The sequence below is a fragment of the Kitasatospora sp. NPDC040550 genome (genome assembly GCF_055594965.1).
The window spans coordinates 40,532-61,756 of sequence record NZ_JBVIWC010000029.1 but is presented as its reverse complement, the minus strand read 5'-3'; the positions used below and the strand labels follow the sequence as shown (position 1 = coordinate 61,756).

Genomic DNA, 21,225 nt, shown 5'->3' with positions numbered 1-21,225 from the left:
CCGGACCCGACCCAGCTCAGCAGAGAATCTGACGATCCGCCCGTTCTACCCCTCGCCGGCCGCCTCGATCCGGACCCGTCCGCCCGCGCCAGCGAAGGCCAGCACCCGCTCCGCCTCGGCCTCCGCCGCCGCGCGGTCCGCCCGCGCCAGCCGGACGAACGGCTCGACCACCACGCCCTCCTCCGGCCCCGCGTACCGCCACGTCCCGGCGACCAGCCCGTCCACCAGCAGGGTGCCGAGCACCAGGCCGTTCCGGGTCATCACCCGGTCCTTGTACCGCTCCGGCAGGACCCGGCTCCGGTCGGCGTGCGAGAGCAGCAGGTTGTCGAAGGGCGCGACCAGCCGCACCGGCGCCGGGACGTCCGGGTCCGGCCGGGGCGCCCCGGGCAGGTCGTACAGCACCCGGTCCTGCTCGTCCCGGAAGGTGAGCAGCCGCGGCACGAGCCGCCGCAGCACCGGGCCGAGGCCGCCGAGGCCGGACCACTTCCGCAGGTCCGCCGCACTCGCCGGGCCGAAGGCGGCCAGGTAGCGCAGCACCAGCCCGTCCAGCCCGTCCAGCCCGTCCAGCCCGTCCAGCCCGTCCAGCCCGTCCAGCCCGTCCGAGCCGCCCGGTGCGTCCGCCCCGCCCGGAGCCGGCTCCGGCGCCGGCTCCAGCGGGCGGCCGAGCCAGGCCTCGGCGGTGGTGTGGGCGGCCGGGCCGCTGCGCCCCCACAGCCCGCGCGGCGGCACCTGGACCAGCGGCAGCAGGCAGCGCGCGGCCTGGGCCAGCGCGGCCGGGTCGCGGTCCGGGCGGGTGGCGGCCAGCAGGGTGCCGAGCTGCTGAAAGGTGCGCGGTTCCCGCTCGACCAGCGTGCGGGCCTCGGCGGCGAGCGCGGCCGGGTCGAGCCCGGCGAGCCGTCGGCCGTAGGTGGTGCGCAGCGCCTGGTCGAGGACGGGCTGGAGCAGCGGGCGCAGGGTCAGGCAGTCCTGGGCGGTGACCAGGTGGATGGTGCCGCGCTGGAGCGCGATCCGGACCGCCGCCCGCTGTTCGAGCAGGGCGCTCAGCGCGTCCGGGGTGAAGCCGTCGAGCCGGGCGAGCAGCCCGAGGTAGGGCGGTTGCGGTACGGCCTGGGCCTGGAGTCCGACGAGGTGGTGGACGACCTCGTCGGCTGCCCGGTCGGTGCGGACGAGCAGGTGCTGGCGGGCCAGCAGGGCGCGGCCCAGGGCCCGGGGGCCGAGCACCCGGGGGCCGGGCGCCTGGGGACCGCGCACCGTCACCGGCGGCCGTCCAGGACCGAGCGCAGTACGGAGATCCGGTTGGTGGTGATGGAGGCGGCCCCGGTGTCGCGCAGTCGGCGCATGGTGCGGCGCAGGTCGGCGGTCCAGGTGGAGACGGCGAGCCCCTCGTCGGCGGCGGCCCGGACGAAGTCGGGGGTGACCAGGCCGAACGGCGGGTTGAGGAAGCGCGGGCGCAGGTCGCGCAGGAGGGCGGGGGCGGGCATCCGCGGCTGCTTCCAGGTGAGCGCGATCTCGGCGTCGGGGCTGAGTTCGCGGACGGCGAGCATCGCGGTGGCGGGTCCGCAGAAGGCGACGAGGTCCTCGGCGCCCTGGCCGGTGACGACGGACCAGGTGGCGGCGGCCGGGCCGGGCTCGTCGAGGTCGATGAGCAGCCTGGGGCCGTCGGCCGCGGCGACGGCCTTGATCGCCTCGGCGAGGGTGGGGACGGCCAGGTGGCCCTGGCGCAGCTCGGCGAGCTGCTCGGTGGTGACCCGGCCGATCGACCGCGGGTCGCCCCAGAGTCGTTCGAGGGTGGTGTCGTGCAGCAGCACGGGCACCCGGTCGCGGGTGAGCTGGACGTCCACCTCGACGGCGTCGGCGCCGGCGGCGAGCGCGGACTCCACCGAGGGCAGGGTGTTCTCGCGGTGGCGGTACGGGTCGCCGCGGTGGGCGACGGCGAGCACCGGGCGGCGGTCGGCGGGGGCGGGAACGTCGGCGGGGGCGGACGCGGGGGCAGCGGCGGGGATGCTCATCGGATCTTTCCGGAAAGCCAGGGGGTGAGGTCGTGGACGCCGAGGGCCTCGCGGTAGCCGGATTCCCCGGGGACGGTGACGATCAGCGTGCTGGACGGCGGGAAGGTGCGGACCTTGACGTGCACCAGGCCGGACCAGACCGAGTTCAGGAAGGCCGGGACGCTGTCGCGCGGGACGTCGAAGGCGATGCCCTCGACGGTGACGGCGGCCTCGTCGTGGGTGAACAGCCGGACGGCGGTGCGCGGGCTGCCGTCGAACTCCAGCAGGGCCTCGTGCGGGATGGCGCCCGGTTCGCCCTCCTGGCCGACCAGCCCGGCGAAGGTCCGGTCGCTGCCGATGTCGTGCTCGGCGTGGACGGTGCGGCCGTGCCGGGCGGCGACCGCCTCGATCGCCAGGACGGCGGCCTGGGTGGTCGGCAGGTTCGGGTGGTTCATCCGGGCCTTTCCTTCGAGGGTCCGAGGGTCCGAGGTCTCGTCAGCAGACCGACACTAGCGCCGTTCGATCATCACATTGGTCGACTTGATGACCGCGGTCGCGGGTGCGCCCGGGACGAGGTTCAGTTCCTCCGCCGCGTCCCGGCTGATCAGCGACACCACCCGGAACGGCCCGGCCTGCACCTCCACCTGGGCGGCCACGTCGCCGAGCCGCACCTCGGTGACGATCCCGGGGAAGCGGTTGCGCGCCGAGGAGGGGCGCCCCTCGGCCTCGGCGTTCTCCGGCCGGGCCAGCTCCCGGGCGAAGGCGGCGAGCTCGGCGCCGGGGATGATCCGGTGCCCGTGCTCGTCCCGCACCGCGGCGAGCTTCCCGGCGTCCACCCAGCGCCGCATGGTGTCCGCGCTGACACCGAGCAGCGCGGCCGCCTCGCCGATCCGGTACGGGTTGACCGGCACCTCGGGCTGGCCCATGTACGACTCCTGACGGTGGTTCGAGCGACGGGGTACGCGCCCCCCGGTGGGTTGTTGCGCGCCCCCCGGCGGCCATCCTGCCGTACCGGGGACGCGGACGGAAAACAGGCCCTATGGCTCGCCGAAGAGGTCCCGCCGTACGGCGTCGCCGGCGGTGAGCACCGCCCCGGCGAGGACGGCACCGCCGCCCGCCGTGCCGGCCCGCACCTCGGTGCGCAGCGGGGAGAGCCCGGCGAGGCACCGCTCCACCCGGCCGGCCAGTTCGGCGCCGCCGGCCCGGCCGATCTCGCCGCCGAGCACCACGCAGCCGGGGTCGAGCACCACGCAGACGCTGGCCGCGCCGAGCGCGATCCGTTCGGCCAGCTCGTCCAGGAAGGCCGCGCCCGCCGCCCCGCCGGCCAGGGCGGCGCGCACGACGGCCTCGGCGGCGGTCGCGTCGTCGGCCGGGTCGGCGGGCAGTCCGTGGGCGCGGGCCAGCGCGCACAGGGCCGCGCTGCCGACCAGGCCGTGGAAACCGCCCTCGCAGCTGTCGGCGCTGGGCAGTCCGGTGGCGCCGGGGACGGGCAGGAAGCAGATCTCGCCGGTGCCGCCGGAGAAGCCGCGGCGCAGCCGCCCGTCGAGGATGACGGCGGCGCCGACGCTGTGGCCGAGCCACATCAGCACGAAGGTGTCGCGGTCGCGGGCGGCGCCGACCCGGTACTCGGCCCGGCCGGCCAGGTTGACCTCGTTCTCCAGGATCACCTCGGTGTCGGGCAACTCCCGCAGCGCGGTGAGGAGTTCGGCGTGCCAGCGGGGGAGCTGGCCGGTGCTGTGCAGCCGGCCGGTGGCGGGGTCGACCAGGCCGGGGGCGCCGACGGCGACGGTGTGCAGCCGCTCGACGCCGGCGCCGCGCGCGGTCTCCCGCAGGGTGCGGACGATCGCCGCGGCGGTGTCCGGGGGCCCGTCGCCCTCGACGGGGATCTCGGCGGTGCCGAGGGTGTGTCCGGCGAGGTCGGCGACGACCAGGCTGGCGCCGCCCTCGCGGACGTCGAAGGCGGCGATGTGGGCCCGGGAGGCGACCAGCGCGTAGAGCCGCGCGTTGGGACCGCGCCGTTGCTCGCCGCGCTCGCCGACGACGGCGACCAGGCCGGTGCGCTGGAGGCGGTCGAGCAGGTCGGCGACGGTCGGCCGGGAGAGGCCGGTGAGGTCGCGCAGTTCGGTCGCGGTCAGGGGGCCCTGTTCGAGCAGGAGGTTGAGCGCCAACCGGTCGTTGATCGCCCGGGCGGTGCTCGGCGTGGCCGTACGCGCGGTGGTCATGGCGGATCATCCTTCCAGAGTGTTTCTATCAGGGTCCCTTCCTGATAGTTTATCGACGACCAGGACCGGGAGGGAACCGCATCATGACCGTCACGCCCCTCGAACCACTCACCGAACCACGCCGCGCCCGCCGGAGCATCGCGCTGGTCTTCGGCGTGCACGGCGCCGTCGGCGGCACCTTCGTCACCCGCATCCCGTGGATCCAGGACCGCCTGGACCTCTCCCCCGGGCAGCTCGGCCTCGCCCTGGTGATGCCCGCCATCGGCTCCTCCCTCGCGATGCCGCTCGCCGGGCGCGTCGTCCACCGCCACGGCGGCCGGGCGGCGGTCCGCGGACTGCTCTCGCTCTGGTGCCTGGCCCTCACCCTGCCCGCACTCGCCCCCTCGCTGCCCGCGCTGTGCGCGGTGCTGCTGCTGTACGGCGCCACGGCCGGCACGGCGGACGTCGCGATGAACGCCCAGGGCGTGGAGATCGAGCAGCGCCTCGGCCGGTCGATCATGTCCGGACTGCACGGGATGTGGAGCGCGGGCGGCCTGGTGGCCTCCGGCTTCGGCATCCTGGCCGCCCACCTCGCCCTGGACGCCCGGCTCCAGCTGGCCGTCACCGCCGTCGTGCTGCTCGCCCTCGCCCAGCCGATCTGCCGGGGACTGCCCGACCTCCGCTCCCCCGAGGAGGCCGAGGCCCCGCCGCGCTTCGCCCTGCCGCCGCGCAGCTCGCTGGTGATCGGCCTGGTCGGCTTCTGCGCGGTGTTCGGCGAGGGCGCCTCGATGGACTGGAGCGGCGTCTACCTCAAGGACGTCACCGGCGCCTCGGCCACCGTGGCCGCCGCCTCGTACACCGCCTTCGCGTTCACCATGGCGGTCAGCCGGCTGGCCGGCGACGCGGTGGTCCGCCGCCTCGGCGCCGTCCGCACCAGCCGCCTGAGCGGCGCCGTCGCCACCCTAGGCGGCGTGCTGGTGGTCGCCGCCGACACCCCGGCGCTGGCCGTCCCGGGCTTCGCCCTGATCGGCGTCGGCGTCGCGGTGATCGTCCCGCTCGCCTTCGCGGCCGCCGGCCGGATCGGCACCAACCCCAGCCAGGCCATCGCGGGCGTCGCCACCGTCACCTACACCTCCGGCCTGATCGCCCCCGCCGTCATCGGCGCCCTCGCCCAGGCCACCTCCCTGACCGTCTCCTTCGGCCTGGTCACCCTGCTCGCCCTCGCCCTCCTGCTGAGCGCCGGCGCCCTGCGCCGGGCCGAGCCGAACTCCCCCGGGGAGAACGTGACCGCTCGACCGTCGGGGAGCGCCTCCGGAAAGGACCTCTCCACGACATGACGGGAACTCCCCAGGGATTCCCCGCCCATGCCGCCGACCGCCGGGCGCACTCCAGCGCCCGGCGGTCCGCCGTCCCTGGGCGAAAGCCCTTTGCCCGGGCGGGTGTTGCGGGCCGACACTGGGGCCGTCCTCGGATTCGTGCGGACTGACGACGAAGCCCTGGTCGCCCGCCTGGGCGATCCCCAGCGCACCGTGGCCCCCTACCGGGAGCTGCTCCGGCGCGGGGCGGACGCGCTCGATGCCGTTCGGGCCGGCCTGGCCGACGAGCGCGCGGCCGTCCGGGAGGGCTGCTGCCGGCTCCTGGACCACCTCGTCGACACCGACTCCATGGGCCGGCTGATCACCATGGCCGACGACCCGGACGCCGAGGTCAGGATCGCCGCGTTCCACGCCCTGGCCTGCGACCGCTGCGAGGACGACGCCTGCGCACCGGGCGCGGGCCTCGTCCTCGCACCCGCCCTCCGCCACCTCGCCGACGACCCCGACCCCCGGGTCCGGGCGCGGGCCGCCGAACCGGTCGGCACATTCGTCCACACCGACACCCGCGCCGCCGAGGCCCTGGCGGCGGCCCGCACCGGGGACCCGAGCCCAGCCGTGCGGAAGAAGGCGGGCCGGTACGCCCCGGGCGGGCCGATCCACCGGCGGACCGCTCCGCGTACCCCGGGCCGGCCGGTGGCGGGAACCGGCTAGGCTCGGCGCGTGCCCGCAGCCCTGACCACGCCCGCCGACTCCGCCGCCCCCGCCGAACCGGTCGAACCCGCCGAGGTCACCGAGCCCGACGAGGCCGCCGAACGGGCCTCGGGCCGCTCACCCTGGTGGCGGTTCGGCCTGCTGGTGGTCCTGCTGGGGGCGTGCGCCGGGTCGCTGCTGCTGTGGAGCCCGACGGACCTGCTCTCCGGCGGCCTGGCGGACCGGCTGCCCGGCTACTGGTTCGCCCCGCTGTTCGCCCTGGTCTACGCCGTCGGCACCCTCGCCTTCGTCCCGCGCCCCGCGCTGAACGCCGTGGCCGGCCTGCTGCTGGGCATCCAGCAGGGCGTGCTCCTCGCCGTGCTCGGCACCACCCTGGGCGCGGCCCTGGCCTTCGGCCTCGGCCGGGGCCTGGGCCGGGAGGCCCTCAAGCCGTACCTGCGCGGCAAGGTGCTCGGCGCCCTCGACCAGCGCTTCACCGACCAGGGTTTCCGCAGCGTCCTGGTGCTGCGGCTGCTCCCCGGCCTGCCCTTCCAGGCCGGGAACTACGGCGCCGCCTTCTCCGGAGTCCGCTTCCTCCCCTTCCTCCTCGCCACCGCGATCGGCGTGGTGCCGACCACCGCCGTCTACGTGACCGCCGCCGCCAGCGCGGACCAGCCCGGCTCGGCGGCCTTCCTGGTCTCGGCCGGGGTGATCGCCCTGCTGGTGGTCGGCAGCCTGGTCGGCGCCTGGCGGGCGTACGCCGCCCGCCGTCGTGCGCGCACCGACTGACCCTTTCTCCGCTAAACCATGAGATTTACAACATGACGGAGCGTCACCGCCCACGGCGAGCCCGCCTCACTCCGTAGTTAGTGCACGGAAACACGTCCGTTTCGCCCAGCCCTGCCCCGCTGTGCACCATGTTGATCTCGCCGAATTGACCGTGCCATTCTCGACCGGCCGGGAGGCGAAGCCTTTCGGCCGTTCATGTGCAAGCGGAAAGGCAGCAATTCATGAAGTCGAAGACGTCGAAGGCCGTCTCCCTGCTCCTCGGCGGGGCCGCCATGGCCATCCCGCTCCTGGGCGTCACCACCGTCAACGCCCCGCAGGCCGGCGCGATGACCTTCGACCCCAACGCCTGCCTGGACCTCTCCCAGGTCCAGAAGTGCGAGAACCACACGCTGTGGGGATTCGTCCGCCCGCAGGGACCGACCCAGGACCCGTGCGGAATGCCCTGGCGGGCCGTGCAGGTCGGTAACTGCTAGGGCGTGTCTGACAATTCCCGCCGGGCGCGCGACGCCGGGGCACGCACCTCGCCGCGTTGTCGTCAGTCGCCGATGGCCCCCAGCCTTCGGCCGGGAGGTGCCCCCACCGCATGGACTCCCTCCTCCGCCTTGCGATGCACGCACCCCAACGCCGCACGCTGATCCGACGCGAATTGTCAGACACGCCCTACGAGCCGCTCCCCGCACGCCGATCAGCGTTCCGTGCACGAATTCCGGAATGCGATCGGGTGCCCGGCGAGCCGCGGGGCGGCGCAGCACCTCGACGCGGGGCAGGTCGACCGGGGTGTGGAAGTAGCAGGCGCTGACGAGGTCGGACGAGCCCGTCGGGACGGTCCGCGCCAGGTCGTGCCGGACGGTCGAACTCCTGGTGCCGTTCGGGCAGCAGGGCGAACGGGCGCAGCTCCGGGCCCGCGCCACCTGACCCGCGCCGCGGGGGGGGGGAGCACCCCCGCCCGCGGTGCCCGGTCAGTCGTCCTGGTCCTCGCCCTGGTCGTCGCCGTCGCCCGCCCGGCTCCCGGTCGGCCGGGCGAAGGCCTGGTAGCCCTCGGCCGCCGGGGTGTCGGTGCCGGCGACCAGGTTGCCGCTGGTCGAGTCGAACACCACGGTGTTCCCTGCGGCGGACACGAACGGCGCGTTGGACGAGCCGTTGCCCGCCGAGCCGTCCGGCGCGGTGGCTACCCGTTCGGTGCGGCCGGTGCGCAGGTCCTGGCGGTAGACGTCCCAGCCCGGGTGCTGGGGGCCCGGCACCAGGTTGTCGGCGGCGGAGTCGAAGTAGAGCCAGCGGTCGTCGGCGGTGATCGAGCCGTGCCCGGAGGAGCCGACCGAGGTGGTCCCCGGCAGGCCGCCGCTCACCTTCCGCACGGCGCCCGTCCGCAGGTCCCGGACGTGCAGCACCGTGTGGTACCGGTGGCCGCCGGTGGAGCCGCCGGGCTCGGGCAGGGAGTAGACGGCGTACCGCCCGTCCGGGCTGACGGTGGCGTCGAAGTCCGCGTCGGCGACCTTGCCGTCGACGTCGTAGCTGGCGGGCGCGAGCGTCCCGGAGGCCGCGTCCCAGGTGTAGTAGACGGCGGTGGTCGGCCGGGCCAGGGCCAGCTCCGGCGCCGCGCCGGGTGCGCCGGGTGCGGCGGGGGCAGGGGTCGGCCCGGTCGGCAGCAGCTCGGAGAGCGAGCCGAAGCCGATGGTGCGCCCGTTCGCGCTGATGGTCGGGCGGAAGGAGGTGCTCTCGCCCGGCTTGCCGGCCGTGTCCCGGGAGATCAGCCGGGTGGTGTGGGTGCGGCGGTCGGTGAGGTAGACGTTGATCTTCCAGGTGTACGGCCTGGCCAAGGAGGGCGCGGCCCCGGGAGCCGCTCCGGGCGTGGGGTCCACCACCGTCGGGTCGAGGTCCGTCCGGGAGGACACGTAGACCACGTACCGGCCGTCGGCGCTGATCTGCGGCGCGTAGGAGGCGTGGAACTGGTCGGTGTCGGTGGCCGTGAGCCCGCCGCTGACCAGCTCGGTGCGGCCGGTCCTGCGGTCCCGGAGGTACACCTCGGTGCGGCCCTTGACCTGCATGCCGGGCACCACGTTGTCGGCGTTGCTCTCGAAGGCGACGTAGCGACCGTCGGCGTTGATCGCGGCCTGGTCGGTCCAGCCGTTCAGTGCCTCGCCCGAGTCGGAGAGGTTGACCCGCTCGGTGCGGCCGGTGCGCAGGTCCCGCACATAGGCGTCGCGCCCGCCGACGGTGGGCTGGGGCACCAGGTTCTTGGCCCAGGAGGTGAACAGGGCGTAGCGGCCGTCCGCGCTGACGCCCTGGCTCCAGGACTGGCCGTCGGGGGCGGCGCCGTTCACCCCGGTGCTGATCCGAACGGTGCCGCGCGGCTCCGGGTCGGCCTGGGCGGGGGCGGCGGTGACGGCGAGTGCGACGCCGGCCGCCAGCACGCTGCCGGCGCCCAGCAGCCGGCGGTCACGGGTGGTCCGGGTCCTCCGGGTGGCGCGGGTGGTCGGGGTGGTGCGTGTCATGAGCTCAGTCCCCTCTGCTCGCCCGGCCGGGCTCCCTCCCGGCGGCGGGCTCTCCACCGAGCCAATCGGTCGGGAGGGCCGGCGGTCAACGGCCCGGGGTGATCTCGGCGGAAAATCCACCAACGAGCCCGTGCCGCAGGGCAGAAGGCCAACACCGGACCGGCCTCCTCCGCCGCCGTCGCCACCCGCCGCCGTCGCCACCCTCCGGCCGACAATTCGGTCGCACCGGCGGGCCGTCGGCGACCAGGATGTCCGGCATGACCGAACTCACCCCGCGGGTGGACCCGCCGATGGCCGCCGACGAGGCCGCCATGCTCACCTCCTGGCTCGACTACCACCGCAGCACGCTCGCGCTGAAATGCGCGGGCCTGACCGACGACCAGCTGCGGCTGCGCTCCGTCCCGCCGTCCACGCTCTCGCTGCTCGGCCTGGTCCGGCACATGGCCGAGGTGGAACGGCACTGGTTCCAGGGCGTCCTGCTGGGCGCGGAGGTCGCCACCGGCCACTACTGGACCGAGGCCGACCCGGACGGCGACTTCGACAACGTGGCCACCGCCGACGTCGCGGCGGACTTCGCCACCTGGCGCGCCGAGATCGAGGCCGCCCGCCGGGCCGCGTCCGGTCTGCCGCTGGACACGGTCGGCAAGCGGCCGCGCCACGACCAGGAGGTGACGCTCCGCTGGATCCTGGTCCACATGATCGAGGAGTACGCGCGACACAACGGTCACGCGGATTTGTTGCGCGAACTGGTGGACGGTTCGACCGGCGAGTGAAATCGTTTCCGCATTGTTGACAGAAGGTCAATTGGGCGGTGACCGCTACCGATATGGTCTACGCGCGCAACCGTACGGAGCTGCGCCGCGTCGCTCTCTTTGCCCGGGTCCGCCCGGGTTTCCGGCACGGCACGACTCTTACGGGGGCCGCGAGCGGGCACGGGACCGGTGAACAGTGCGATACTCGGACAGTTCCGTCGAGTGGATGACGTGTCAAGAAGGACACTCACCCCCGGGGGACCAGACGGGACGAGGCAGGGAGGCGCGGCATGGGAGCACTTCGCGACGAGCACCACAACGGGTGGCTGATGCCCTCCGGGAACTACCCGGCCGCGGTGTACGACGACGAGTGGGTGGATCAGGAGACGGTGTCGGCCGTCCCCGCGCCCGCGAAGATCGTCTCCCTGCGGCCGACGGGCTTCGAGGCGGCCCGCACGGTCGGTGAGCACATCCGGGCGTCCATCCCCGTGGTGATGGACCTCACCGAGATGGACGAGGCCGAGGCCAAGCGCATGGTCGACTTCGCCTCCGGGCTGATCTTCGGCACTCGGGGCGGCATCGAGCGGATCGCCCGCCGGGTCTTCCTGCTCACCCCGGCGGACGTCGAGGTGATGGTGATCGACCGGCCGATCGACGACACCGGGTTCTACAACCAGAGCTGAGCGCAGCGGCGCGGGCCCGTACGGTCCGCGCCACCCCGACCGGGGACGGCACACCCGCCGTCTCCGGTTTTTTGCTGCCCACCGGTCGGTCACCGACCTCGCAGATGAGATCCCCACCGTAAAAGTGAGACATGGATGTCTCACGTGGCCTACACTCGTTGCATGGCCACCGACCGCGACACCGTTCTGGAAGCCGCCGTCGGCGTGCTGTCCCGCCGCCCCACCGCCCACCTGGACGAGATCGCCCGCGCCGCGGGCATCAGCCGGGCCACGCTGCACCGGCTGTTCCCCGGGCGCGACGCACTGATCCGCGAGGTCGGCCTGCTCGGCCTCCAGCGCTTCGCCGCCGCCCTGGACACCGCCGCCACCGAGGAGGGCGACGCCCAGGCCGCGCTGCGCCGCCTGGTGGACGCCGCCGTCCCGGACGCCATGCTCTGCGCCTTCCTGGCCGGCGAGAACCAGCTCTACGACCACGCCGACATCAACGACCTCTGGGAGGTCCAGATCGACCGGCTGCACGCGCTCTTCCTGCGCGGGCAGCGCGAGGGCGTCTTCCGGATCGAGCTGAGCGCCGCCTGGCTGAGCGAGGCCTTCTTCGACCTGGTGGCCGGCATCGGCTGGGCCATCCAGGACGGCCGTCTCGCCCCCCGTGACGCCGCCTTCTCGCTCGCCGAGCTGTTCCTCGGCGGCGCGCTGCGCCGGCCGGAGGCCCCCGCCCCCTCCCCCGCTCCTGTCACCACCCCCACCCCCGTCGCCACGACCCACAGCACCTCGGACCGGAAACCGGAAACCGATACTCCATGAGCAGTACCCCCGCCCTGACCGTCCGCCAGCGCTGGACCGGCCTCGCCGTCCTGGTGCTGGCCGTCACCGTGGTCGCCCTCGACGCGACCGTGCTGTCGCTCGCCATTCCGTCCATCAGCGAGACGCTGCGCCCCAGCGGCACCCAGCTGCTCTGGATCGGCGACTCCTACTCCTTCGTGCTGGCCGGCCTGCTGGTCAGCATGGGCGCCCTGAGCGACCGGATCGGCCGCAAGAAGCTGCTGCTGACCGGTGCCGCCGCCTTCGGCGCGGCCTCCCTGCTGGCCGCGTACGCACCGGGCCCGGGCTGGCTGATCCTGGCCCGCGCGCTGCTCGGCGTCGCCGGGGCGACGATCATGCCCTCCACCCTGTCGCTGATCCGCAGCCTCTTCCCGGACGACCGGGAGCGGGCCACCGCGATCGGCATCTGGGGCGCGGCCGCCACGGCCGGTGCCGCGCTCGGGCCGGTGGTCGGCGGGCTGCTGCTGGAGCACTTCTGGTGGGGCTCGGTGTTCCTGCTGAACATTCCGGTGCTGCTCCTGCTGCTGGTGCTCGGCGCCTGGTTGCTGCCGGAGTCCAAGGACCCGGAGCCGGGCCGCTGGGACGTGCTGAGCGTCGGGCTGTCGATGGCCGGGGTGATCGGCGTGGTCTACGCGATCAAGGAGGCCGCCGCGCACGGCGTGGCCCGCTGGGACGTCCCGGTCACCTTCCTGCTCGGCGCCGCCGCGCTCACCCTGTTCGTCCGCCGCCAGCTGCGGCTGGAGACCCCGCTGCTGGACGTCCGGCTGTTCCGCGACCGGCGGTTCACCGCCGCCGTCACGGCCTCGCTGATCTCCCTGGTCGGCCTGTCCGGTGTGATCTTCGTGGTCTCCCAGTACCTCCAGCTGGTGCGCGGCTACGAGCCGCTCCAGGCGGGCCTGGCGGAGCTGCCGGCCTTCGCCGGCTCGGTGGCGGGCGGTCTGCTCACCGCCCGGATCGCCCGGCGCTTCGGCGCGCGCAAGGCGCTGACCGTCAGCCTGCTGGCCATGGGTCTGGCGGCGGGCGCGCTGGGCTGGCTCCAGCAGGACACCACCTACCTGCTGCTGGCGGTCTCCTTCCTGGTCACCGGCACCGCGGAGGGCGTGGTCTACACCCTCGGCGCCGACCTGGTGCTGAGCGCCGCGCCCGCCGACAAGGCCGGGGCCGCCTCGGCGGTCTCCGAGACGGCGTACGAGCTGGGCACCGCGCTCGGCATCGCACTGGTCGGCTCAGTGGTCGGCTCGATCTACGCGAACGGGCTGTCCGTACCGGCCGGGGCCTCCCCGGAGGCCGCCGCCCGGGCCGGGGAGTCGCTGGGCGCGGCCGTGGAGACGGCGGACGGGCTGGCACCGGACCTCGCCCAGCCGCTGCTGGCGAGCGCCAGGGACGCCTTCGTGCACGGGATGAACAGCGCCGGGCTGCTGGCCGGGGTGCTGCTGGTCGGCGCGGGCGTGCTGGCCTGGCTGCTGCTGCGCGGGCTGTCCGCGCCGACGGCGGCCGAGCCGGTCGCCGACGACGGGCCGGTCACCGACGGGCCGGTCGCCGACGGGCCGGAGCAACCGCAGCAACCGCAGCGAGCGGCGCGGCAGGAGCGGGCGGAGAAGCCGCAGGTGCCGGTGTAAAGAAGCGCGAGAACGGTCGTTCCCCATGAGGGGAACGACCGTTCTCGCACGTCGGGCGGCGGCTAGGAGACCCCGAAGGGCAGCTCCAGCTCGGCCCAGACCACCTTGCCGTCCCGGGTCAGCCGGCTGCCCCAGCGCTGGGCGAGTTCGCTGACCAGGAACATCCCGCGTCCGCCCTCGTCCTGTTCGGCGAAGGGGCGCAGCTGCGGGGTCGCGCCGCCGGCGTCGGAGACCTCGACGGTGAGCACCCGGTCGCGGAACAGCCGCAGTCGGCGCGGTGCCTCGGCATGCAGCAGGGCGTTCGTCACCAGCTCGCTGACCAGCAGTTCGGCGTAGTCGCAGACGGCGTTCAGGCCCCAGGCGTCCAGGGTGGCGCGGGTGAAGCGGCGGGCCCTGCCGGGGAGCTTGCCGCCGCCGGTGAGCGGGAGGGTGGCGATCCGGTCGGCGGGCACCGGCAGCGCCCGGGCCATGATCATCGCGATGTCGTCCTCGGTGCCGTCGGTGACCAGGGCCCCGATCACGGCATCGCAGCTCTCCTCCAGCGTCCGGCCGGGCCCGGCCAGGGTGCGGGCCAGCAGGTCGATGCCGTCGTCCAGGTCCTGGCCGCGCCGCTCGACCAGGCCGTCGGTGTAGAGGGCGAGCAGGGCGCCCTCGGGGAGGGTGAAGCCGATGGACTCGAAGGCGACCCCGCCGACGCCCAACGGGACGCCGGGCGGCACCTCGATCCTGCGGGCGATGCCGTCGGTGCCGACCCAGACCGGCGGCAGGTGCCCGGCGGAGGCGACCTGGACGGTGCGCTCCAACGGGTCGTAGACGGCGCAGATGCAGGTGGCGAACTGGCCCTCGCCGATCCCCGAGGCGGTCTCGTCCAGGCGGGTGAGCACCTGCTCGGGCGGCATGTCCAGGGTGGCCAGGGTACGGGCTACGGTGCGCAGCTGGCCCATGGTGGCGGCGGCCCGGATGCCGTGGCCCATCACGTCGCCGACCACCAGGGCGACCCGGCCGCAGGACAGCGGCACCACGTCGAACCAGTCGCCGCCGACCTCGCTGACCACGCTGCTGGGCAGGTAGCGGTAGGCGATCTCCAGGCCGAGGGTGCGGTGGATCTCCTGCGGCAGCAGGCTGCGCTGGAGGGTGAGGGCGGTCTCCCGCTCCCGGCGGTAGAGCCGGGCGTTGTCCAGGGCCAGGGCGGTGCGGGCGACGAGTTCCTCGGCGAGCGCGACGTCGGCGTCGTTGAACGGCTCGGGGTTGCGCATCCGGATGAACTCGGAGCCGCCGAGGACCATGCCCCGGGCGGTGATCGGCACCATCAGGTACGAGTGGATGCCGGCGGCCATCCCGGGGGCGACCCGGTCCTCGCTGGACACCAGGCCGCGCAGCACCTCCTCGTCCACGTGGGCGCGCAGCAGCGGCCGCCCGCTGCGCAGGCACTGGGTGTAGCTGCGGTCGGGGGCGTACTCGGAGGTCTCGCCGACGACGTCCACGGCGTGTGCCAGGCCGGTGTCGTAGTTCTCGCCGACGGCGACGGCGCGCAGGGTGACGGAGCGGTCGGAGGGGATCGGGGTGGGCTCGGCCCCGCGCAGCACCGGTTCCAGCAGGTCGACGGTGGCGAAGTCGGCGAACCGGGGGACGACGGCCTCGATGAGTTCCTCGGCGGTGCGCTGGAGGTCGAGGGTGGTGCCGATCCGGGCGGTGGCCTCGGCGATGGTGGCGAGCCGTTCCTGGGCCCGGGCGGCCCGGGCCTCGGCCTGGAAGCGTTCGGTGACGTCGATGATCGAGGAGCAGACGCCGAAGACCCGGCCGGTGGAGTCCTCCAGCCGGAAGTAGGAGGCGGACCAGGCGCGGTCCCGCTTGGGGTCGCCCGGGACGCGGCCGTGCGAGCGGGCGTCCACCACGGGCTTGCCGGTCTTGAGGACCTGTCTCATGGTCTGTTCGATCTCGCCGCTGTTGATGCCGGGCAGGACGGCGGATATCCGGCGGCCGAGGTGGGCGGAGACCGGGACGCCGTTCATCCGGGCCAGCGCCTCGTTGATCCGGACGTAGCGCAGGTCGCTGTCGTAGACGGCCATGCCGATCGGGGAGCGGCCGAAGACGCCGTCCAGCACCGCGAGGTCGGCCTCGACGGCGTGCAGGGCCCGGGTGTCGGAGGCGGTGGCGAGCAGCAGCAGGGTGCCGGCCGGTCCGGCGATCGGGTAGGTGCGGAACTCCAGCTCGACCCGGTGGCCGTCGCGGTGGCGGACCGGGAAGACGAAGGAGGCGCCGCTGCCGGACATGATCCGTTGGAACAGGCCGAGCACCGCGGGCCGGTCGGTCTCGTCGGTGAGCAGCCGGGCGGCGTAGCTGCCGACGGCCTCCTCGGCCGAGTAGCCGAGCAGCGCCTCGGCGTCCTCGCTCCAGTGCAGGATCAGGCCGTCGCTCTGCAGCAGGGCCGTGGCGAGCGGGACGAGGCGGTGGCCGTCCGGACGTACGGGATCGCCGCTCGGCGCGGGGCCGGCGGCGGCGGTCGCGTCCCACTCGTGTCCGTGCATTCAGGCAGCACCCCGGTTCGGCTCGTGCCCGGCCGGGTGGGCCTCGCGGTCGGTGCCGGCCGGGGTTCTTCTCCAGACTGCACGGACATCGGCCGCCCGGCGACCCCTTGGTCAGGGGCCGTCCGGTCGCTCGGTTGTACGGGCGTCATGGGCGTACCGGCCGCAGCGTACTCTCCAGAACGCCCGCCCACTGCCGGATCACTCCGGAACGTCGAAGGCTGTCGTCGGTGAGCAGGTTGGCCAGGCCGAGTCCGCGGGCTAGGTCGAGGGTGGCCTGCACCGATTCGCGCACGCCCGGGCGGGTCTCGTCGGCGTCCAGGAACTCCACGGCGGCCCGGTGGGCCTCCCGGCCGACGTGGCCCTCCAGCGCGACGATCCGCTCGCGCAGCCCGTCCTCGGTGGCGGCGGCGGTCCACAGGTGCAGGGCGGCCCGGAACAGCGGGCCGGTGTAGAGGCGGACGATCATGTCGACCACGGCCCGGGTCCGGTCGGGGCCGGCGGCCGGCAGCTCGTCCGCGTGGGCGCGGACGGCCGCCAGCCGCTCGGCGGTGACGTGCTCGACGGCGGCGGTGAAGAGGTCCTCTCGGGTCGGGAAGTGGTGCTGGGCGGCGCCCCGGGAGACGCCGGCCCGTTCGGCGACGACGGTGACGGTGGAGCCCTGCCAGCCGAGCTCGGCCAGGCAGTCCACGGCGGCCGCGAGCAACCGGGCCCGGGTTGCTCGGCTGCGGTCCTGCTGGGGGGTGCGGACGGCGGGGTGGCTGGTCATGGCGGGTGGCGGTTCCTGGATCGATGGGGTCTGTTCCGGTCGGGGCGCGGCGTGTCGGGGCGCCGCGGGTCGATCTTCACAGACGGGCCGCGCCGGCCGGCCGCCCGGGTCCCGGTCGGCGGGTCTCAGCGGGCGGCCTCGCGGGCGCGCAGTTCGCGGCGGAGGATCTTGCCGGCCGCCGACTTGGGGACGGCGTCCACGAACTCCACCGCGCGCACCTTCTTGTAGGGGGCGACGTGTCCGGCGACGTACCCGGTGACCTCCTCGGCGGTGAGCTCGCTACCGGGGGCGCGGACCACGAAGGCCTTGGGGCACTCCGTCCCGTCGGCGTCCCGGACGCCGATCACGGCGGCGTCGGCGATCTGCGGGTGGCCGAGCAGGACGGCCTCCAGCTCGGCGGGGGCGACCTGGTACCCCTTGTACTTGATCAGCTCCTTCACCCGGTCGACCACGAAGAGGTAGCCGCGCCCGTCCACGTAGCCGATGTCGCCGGTGTGCAGCCAGCCCTCGGCGTCGACCATGGCGGCGGTGTCGGAGGGGCGGCCGAAGTAGCCCTTCATCACCTGGGGGCCGCGGATCAGCAGCTCGCCCGGCTCACCCGCGCCGAGGTCCGCGCCGGAGCCGTCCAGGGCGATCACCCGCAGTTCGGTGGAGGGGACCATCCGGCCGACCGAACCGGGCACCGGGTCGCTCTCCGTCGGGGAGACGACGTGGGTGACCGGGGACAGCTCGGTCATCCCGTAGCCCTGGAGCAGGTGCGGCAGGCCCAGTCGGCGGGCGCAGACCTCGGCGAGCTCCTGGTCCAGCGGGGCGGCCGCGCACAGCAGGTACTCGACCGAGGAGAGGTCGAAGTCGGCCACGACCGGGTGCTTGGCCAGCGCGAGCACGATCGGCGGGGCGACCACCAGGCCCTGCACCCGGTGCCGCTCGACCGCGCCGCAGAACTGCTCCAGGTCGAAGCGGGGCAGCACCACCACGGTGGCGCCGCACCGCAGCGGCTGGTTGAGCAGGGCCGTCAGGCCGTAGATGTGGAAGAAGGGGAGCACCGCGAGCACCCGTTCGCCGACGGAGGGGCGGTAGAGGGCGTCGGTCTGGGCCAGGTTGGTGGCCATCGAGCGGTGGGTGAGCATCACCCCCTTGGGCAGTCCGGTGGTGCCGCTGGAGTACGGCAGCACGGCGACGTCCTCGCCCGGGTCGATCGCGGGCTCCGGGGCGGGGCCGGTGGCGGCCAGCAGGTCGGCGAGCGAGCGGTGGCCCTCGGCACCGTCCAGCACGATGACCTCGACCGGTGGGCGGCCGTCGGCGGCCAGCAGTTCGGCGGCGGCGCGGGCGGTCGGCAGGAACGGGGAGACGGTGATCAGACAGCGGGCGGCGCTGTCCGCGAGCTGGCCGGCCAGCTCGCGGGCGGTGCTGAGGGAGGACACCGTGGTCACGGTGGCGCCGGCCCGGCTGGCGCCGTAGTAGGCCATCGGGTAGGTGACCGAGTTGGGGCTGAACAGGGCCACCACGTCGCCCTTGCCCACCCCGGTCGCCGCCAGTCCGGCGGCGACCCGCTCGACGGAGGCGGCCAGCCGCGCGTAGCTCACCTGCTCCCCGGTGAGGCCGTCGATCAGGGCCGGCCGGTCGCCGTACTCGGCGGCGGCGGCGAGCACCGCGTCGTGGATCGGCAGGTCGACGACGGGGACGTCCGGGAACTCGCTACGGAACACCAAGGCATGCCTCCAGTAAGGAAGTTGATGCAGCAACCAAATCGGCGAGCGGGTGGTACGGGGCGCGTTGAGGAGCATACGGACAGTGCGGGTCCGGGCTGGGCCATTGTGGGGAACCGGGGCCGGGGCAGGCGTGGCGCGGTTGCTCCGGAGGGCGCTCGAACGGACGGTGTGCACCTCGGCCGCCCGCCCGGGTGCGGCCCCCCGGAACCTGGAGCGCCCCCGTGAGACCGACCTCCACCCCCGTGCCGTCCGCATCCCTGCCGTCCGCCCGCCGCCTGCTCGCCACCGCCGGCGTCGCGGCCGTGCTCGCCCTCGGCGGAGCCCCCGTCGCACTGGCCGCGCCGGGCGACAACGGCGACGTCAAGGTGCACGACAGCACCACCCCGGTGGCTGACACCCGCGACGACCCCAAGGTCTGCCGCTTCTACTTCGACGCCTTCAACTTCGACACCGTCCAGCAGGTCAACTGGACCGTCGAGCAGCAGCCGCCGACCGGCACCGCCCAGGTGCTGACCGGGTCGATCACCCTGGTCGGCGGCACCGGGCACACCGGCGACTTCACCCTCCCGGACGGGCACTACAAGCTCGAATGGACGTTCGTCGGTGAGAACGGCGCGGCGAAGCAGAAGGTCTTCGACGTCTCCTGCGCCACCTCGTCACCGTCCCCGTCACCCTCGCCCTCCTCCTCGCCGTCGCCGTCCTCGTCGCCGTCCGCGTCACCCAGCACCTCCCCCTCGCACTCGCCCTCGGTCTCCCCCGGCCACTCGCCCGGCCACTCGCCCGGCGGCGGTCCGCACGGCGGGGTGGGCACCGGTGGCGGCGGCACCTCCGGGACCGACACCGCCGAGGTGCTCGGCGGCCTCGCGCTGGTCGTCGGCGCCGGCGGACTGGGCCTCCGCGCGATGCGCCGCCGGCCCGGGCGCAATGCCGAGTCCTGACCGCGCCACCCGCGCGCCGCGCGGCGGCTCCGGCCCCTGGCGGGCCGGGGTCGCCGCGCTCGCGCTGGCAGCGGGCGGCGCCTGGCTGGTGCACGACGGCTCCACCGGCCGGGACGGGCCGCCGCTGCCGCCCGCCCCCGCCGCCGCGCCCGCCGCCCCGGCACCCGCGGCGCCGTCGGCGACCGCCCGGCCGACCCCGGAGCCACCCGCCCACCCGCCGATGGCGGCCTCGGTGCCGACCCGGATCCGGATCCCCTCGATCAAGGTCGACGCCCCGGTCACCGGCCTCGGGCTGACCGCCGCCCGGCAGCTGAACAGCCCGCCGATGGACCAGCGCAACCTGGCCGGCTGGTACCGGGACGGCGCCACGCCCGGCGCCGCCGGGAACGCGCTCGTCGTCGGCCACGCCGACAACCACACCGGGCCGGCCGTCTTCTACCGGCTCGGGCTGCTGCGCCACGGCGACACCGTCGAGGTGACCCGCAAGGACCGGCGCACCGCGGTGTTCACCGTGGACGAGGTCCGGGTCTTCCCCAAGCAGGGCTTCCCGGACGCCCTGGTCTACGGCCCCACCGAGCGGGCCGAGCTGCGGCTGATCACCTGCGGCGGGAAGTTCGACCGGCGCACCGGGTACGAGGCCAACACGGTGGTGTTCGCGCACCTGACCGGCGTGCGGTGACGGCGGCGCGCTGCCGTGACGGCCGCGCGCCCCTCCGTACCGGCGCCCGGCGGGACTGGCCGGCGGGACTGCTCAGTAGGACTTGGGCAGGCCCAGGGTGTGCTGGGCGACGAAGTTGAGCACCATCTCCCGGCTCACCGGGGCGACCCGGCCGACCCGGGTGGCGGCCAGCAGCGCGCCCAGGCCGTACTCCTGGGTGAGGCCGTTGCCGCCCAGGGTCTGCACCGCCTGGTCGACCGTCCGGGCGGCGGCCTCCCCGGCCGCGTACTTGGCCATGTTGGCGGCCTCCCCGGCGGCCATGTCCTCGCCCGCGTCGTAGAGCAGCCCGGCCTTCTGGGTCATCAGCCGGGCCAGCTCGATCTCCACCGCGCACTGGGCCAGCGGGTGCGCCAGGCCCTGGTGGGCGCCGATCGGGGTGGACCAGACGGTGCGGGTCTTCGCGTACTCCACCGCCTTGCCGAGCGCCTGCCGGGCCAGCCCGAGGGAGAAGGCGGCGGTCAGGATGCGCTCCGGGTTGAGGCCCGCGAACAGCTGGAGCAGGCCCGCGTTCTCGTCGCCCACCAGGGCGTCGGCGGGCAGCCGGACGTCGTCCAGGAAGACCTGGAACTGCTTCTCGGGGGCGACCAGCTCCATCGGGATCGCCCGGTACTCGAAACCGGGGGTGTCCCGGGGGACGACGAACAGGCAGGGCTTGAGCTTGCCCGTACGGGCGTCCTCGGTGCGGGCCACGAACAGCACGGCGTCGGAGTGGTCGATGCCGGAGACGAACACCTTGCGGCCGGTCAGCAGCCAGTCCTCGCCGTCCCGGCGGGCGACCGTGGAGATCCGGTGCGAGTTGCTGCCCGCGTCCGGCTCGGTGATGCCGAAGGCCATCGTGCGGCTGCCGTCGGCCAGTCCGGGCAGCCAGTGCCGCTTCTGCTCCTCGGTGCCGTACCGGGCTATCACCGTGCCGCAGATCGCCGGGGAGACGATCAGCAGCAGCAACGGGCAGCCCGCGGTGCCGAGTTCCTCCAGGACGATGGCGAGGTCGCTGATGCCGCCGCCCCCGCCGCCGTACTCGGCGGGCAGGTTGACGCCCAGGTAGCCGGCCTTGCCGGCCTCCGCCCACAGCTCCTCGGCGGGCTCGCCGGCCCGGGCCTTGGCCAGGTAGTAGGCGGATCCGTAGCGGCGGCCGAGGTCGCCGACGGCCTTGCGCAGGGCGGTGCGTTCGGGGGTTTCGAGGAGCTGACTGCCGATGGACGACATGCGTG

General features: G+C 74.6%; 20 protein-coding genes. 10 read left to right on the top strand and 10 right to left on the bottom strand.

Annotated elements, in window-relative coordinates; all coding sequences use genetic code 11:
• Positions 1-45: 45 nt before the first annotated feature.
• The 5 genes from ACZ58X_RS33185 to ACZ58X_RS33165 all read right to left on the bottom strand — a co-directional run bounded on the left by ACZ58X_RS33185 (position 46) and on the right by ACZ58X_RS33165 (position 4,210).
• On the bottom strand, positions 46-1,257 hold the full coding sequence (locus ACZ58X_RS33185; RefSeq protein WP_470337293.1) for a winged helix DNA-binding domain-containing protein: 1,212 nt from the start codon (positions 1,255-1,257) through the stop codon (positions 46-48).
• Entirely contained in the window at positions 1,254-2,009 is a 756-nt protein-coding gene (locus ACZ58X_RS33180) for a glycerophosphodiester phosphodiesterase (protein ID WP_470337292.1), read from the bottom strand. The genes ACZ58X_RS33185 and ACZ58X_RS33180 overlap by 4 nt, the downstream gene beginning before the upstream one ends.
• Positions 2,006-2,443 carry a hypothetical protein gene (locus tag ACZ58X_RS33175; RefSeq protein WP_470337291.1) on the bottom strand — a complete coding sequence of 146 codons (438 nt, stop codon included), beginning with the start codon at positions 2,441-2,443 and terminating at the stop codon, positions 2,006-2,008. The genes ACZ58X_RS33180 and ACZ58X_RS33175 overlap by 4 nt, the downstream gene beginning before the upstream one ends.
• A 54-nt stretch (positions 2,444-2,497) precedes the next feature.
• Positions 2,498-2,914: a TOBE domain-containing protein gene (locus tag ACZ58X_RS33170; RefSeq protein ID WP_470337290.1), complete on the bottom strand. Its 417-nt coding sequence runs from the start codon at positions 2,912-2,914 to the stop codon at positions 2,498-2,500.
• A gap of 111 nt (positions 2,915-3,025) precedes the next feature.
• On the bottom strand, positions 3,026-4,210 hold the full coding sequence (locus ACZ58X_RS33165) for an ROK family transcriptional regulator (protein ID WP_470337289.1): 1,185 nt from the start codon (positions 4,208-4,210) through the stop codon (positions 3,026-3,028).
• 83 nt (positions 4,211-4,293) lie between these two features.
• On the opposite strand from ACZ58X_RS33165, the gene ACZ58X_RS33160 reads away from it, so the two are divergent.
• From ACZ58X_RS33160 to ACZ58X_RS33145, 4 genes are all read left to right on the top strand, one after another.
• Positions 4,294-5,526 carry an MFS transporter gene (locus tag ACZ58X_RS33160; protein WP_470337288.1) on the top strand — a complete coding sequence of 411 codons (1,233 nt, stop codon included), beginning with the start codon at positions 4,294-4,296 and terminating at the stop codon, positions 5,524-5,526.
• 138 nt (positions 5,527-5,664) lie between these two features.
• A complete protein-coding gene (locus tag ACZ58X_RS33155) occupies positions 5,665-6,216 on the top strand; it encodes a HEAT repeat domain-containing protein (protein ID WP_470337287.1) in 552 nt (183 codons plus the stop codon).
• 9 nt (positions 6,217-6,225) lie between these two features.
• Positions 6,226-6,984, top strand: coding sequence for a TVP38/TMEM64 family protein (locus ACZ58X_RS33150; RefSeq protein WP_470337286.1), 759 nt, complete (start codon positions 6,226-6,228; stop codon positions 6,982-6,984).
• 221 nt (positions 6,985-7,205) lie between these two features.
• The gene (locus tag ACZ58X_RS33145; RefSeq protein ID WP_470337285.1) at positions 7,206-7,457 is read left to right on the top strand and encodes a hypothetical protein; all 252 of its coding nucleotides are present in this window, start codon (positions 7,206-7,208) and stop codon (positions 7,455-7,457) included.
• A 486-nt stretch (positions 7,458-7,943) separates the two neighbouring features.
• Here ACZ58X_RS33145 and ACZ58X_RS33140 read toward each other — a convergent pair whose 3' ends face one another.
• Positions 7,944-9,476 (bottom strand): TolB family protein, encoded by a 1,533-nt coding sequence (locus ACZ58X_RS33140; RefSeq protein ID WP_470337284.1) that lies wholly within the window; start codon positions 9,474-9,476, stop codon positions 7,944-7,946.
• A gap of 257 nt (positions 9,477-9,733) precedes the next feature.
• Here ACZ58X_RS33140 and ACZ58X_RS33135 point away from each other — a divergent pair, with 257 nt between their 5' ends.
• The 4 genes from ACZ58X_RS33135 to ACZ58X_RS33120 all read left to right on the top strand — a co-directional run bounded on the left by ACZ58X_RS33135 (position 9,734) and on the right by ACZ58X_RS33120 (position 13,352).
• Positions 9,734-10,249 carry a DinB family protein gene (locus ACZ58X_RS33135; RefSeq protein ID WP_470337283.1) on the top strand — a complete coding sequence of 172 codons (516 nt, stop codon included), beginning with the start codon at positions 9,734-9,736 and terminating at the stop codon, positions 10,247-10,249.
• A 269-nt stretch (positions 10,250-10,518) separates the two neighbouring features.
• Positions 10,519-10,911: a cell division protein SepF gene (locus ACZ58X_RS33130; protein ID WP_470337282.1), complete on the top strand. Its 393-nt coding sequence runs from the start codon at positions 10,519-10,521 to the stop codon at positions 10,909-10,911.
• A gap of 162 nt (positions 10,912-11,073) precedes the next feature.
• Complete coding sequence (locus ACZ58X_RS33125) at positions 11,074-11,715, top strand: TetR/AcrR family transcriptional regulator (RefSeq protein ID WP_470337281.1); 642 nt, start codon at positions 11,074-11,076, stop codon at positions 11,713-11,715.
• Positions 11,712-13,352 carry an MFS transporter gene (locus ACZ58X_RS33120; protein ID WP_470337280.1) on the top strand — a complete coding sequence of 547 codons (1,641 nt, stop codon included), beginning with the start codon at positions 11,712-11,714 and terminating at the stop codon, positions 13,350-13,352. Before ACZ58X_RS33125 ends, ACZ58X_RS33120 begins: the two co-directional genes overlap by 4 nt.
• A 62-nt stretch (positions 13,353-13,414) precedes the next feature.
• Here ACZ58X_RS33120 and ACZ58X_RS33115 read toward each other — a convergent pair whose 3' ends face one another.
• The 3 genes from ACZ58X_RS33115 to ACZ58X_RS33105 form a co-directional block, all read right to left on the bottom strand.
• On the bottom strand, positions 13,415-15,880 hold the full coding sequence (locus tag ACZ58X_RS33115) for a SpoIIE family protein phosphatase (RefSeq protein WP_470337279.1): 2,466 nt from the start codon (positions 15,878-15,880) through the stop codon (positions 13,415-13,417).
• A gap of 145 nt (positions 15,881-16,025) precedes the next feature.
• Positions 16,026-16,646 carry a TetR/AcrR family transcriptional regulator gene (locus ACZ58X_RS33110; protein WP_470337278.1) on the bottom strand — a complete coding sequence of 207 codons (621 nt, stop codon included), beginning with the start codon at positions 16,644-16,646 and terminating at the stop codon, positions 16,026-16,028.
• Between the two features lie 125 nt (positions 16,647-16,771).
• A complete protein-coding gene (locus ACZ58X_RS33105; RefSeq protein WP_470337277.1) occupies positions 16,772-18,358 on the bottom strand; it encodes a 4-coumarate--CoA ligase family protein in 1,587 nt (528 codons plus the stop codon).
• A 221-nt stretch (positions 18,359-18,579) separates the two neighbouring features.
• On the opposite strand from ACZ58X_RS33105, the gene ACZ58X_RS33100 reads away from it, so the two are divergent.
• Together ACZ58X_RS33100 and ACZ58X_RS33095 are read left to right on the top strand one after the other, a co-directional pair.
• Positions 18,580-19,296: a hypothetical protein gene (locus ACZ58X_RS33100; RefSeq protein WP_470337276.1), complete on the top strand. Its 717-nt coding sequence runs from the start codon at positions 18,580-18,582 to the stop codon at positions 19,294-19,296.
• On the top strand, positions 19,283-19,975 hold the full coding sequence (locus ACZ58X_RS33095) for a class F sortase (RefSeq protein ID WP_470337275.1): 693 nt from the start codon (positions 19,283-19,285) through the stop codon (positions 19,973-19,975). Before ACZ58X_RS33100 ends, ACZ58X_RS33095 begins: the two co-directional genes overlap by 14 nt.
• 72 nt (positions 19,976-20,047) lie before the next feature.
• Here the strand turns inward: ACZ58X_RS33095 and ACZ58X_RS33090 are convergent, their stop codons facing one another.
• A complete protein-coding gene (locus tag ACZ58X_RS33090; RefSeq protein ID WP_470337274.1) occupies positions 20,048-21,220 on the bottom strand; it encodes an acyl-CoA dehydrogenase family protein in 1,173 nt (390 codons plus the stop codon).
• Between the last annotated feature and the right edge of the window lie 5 nt (positions 21,221-21,225).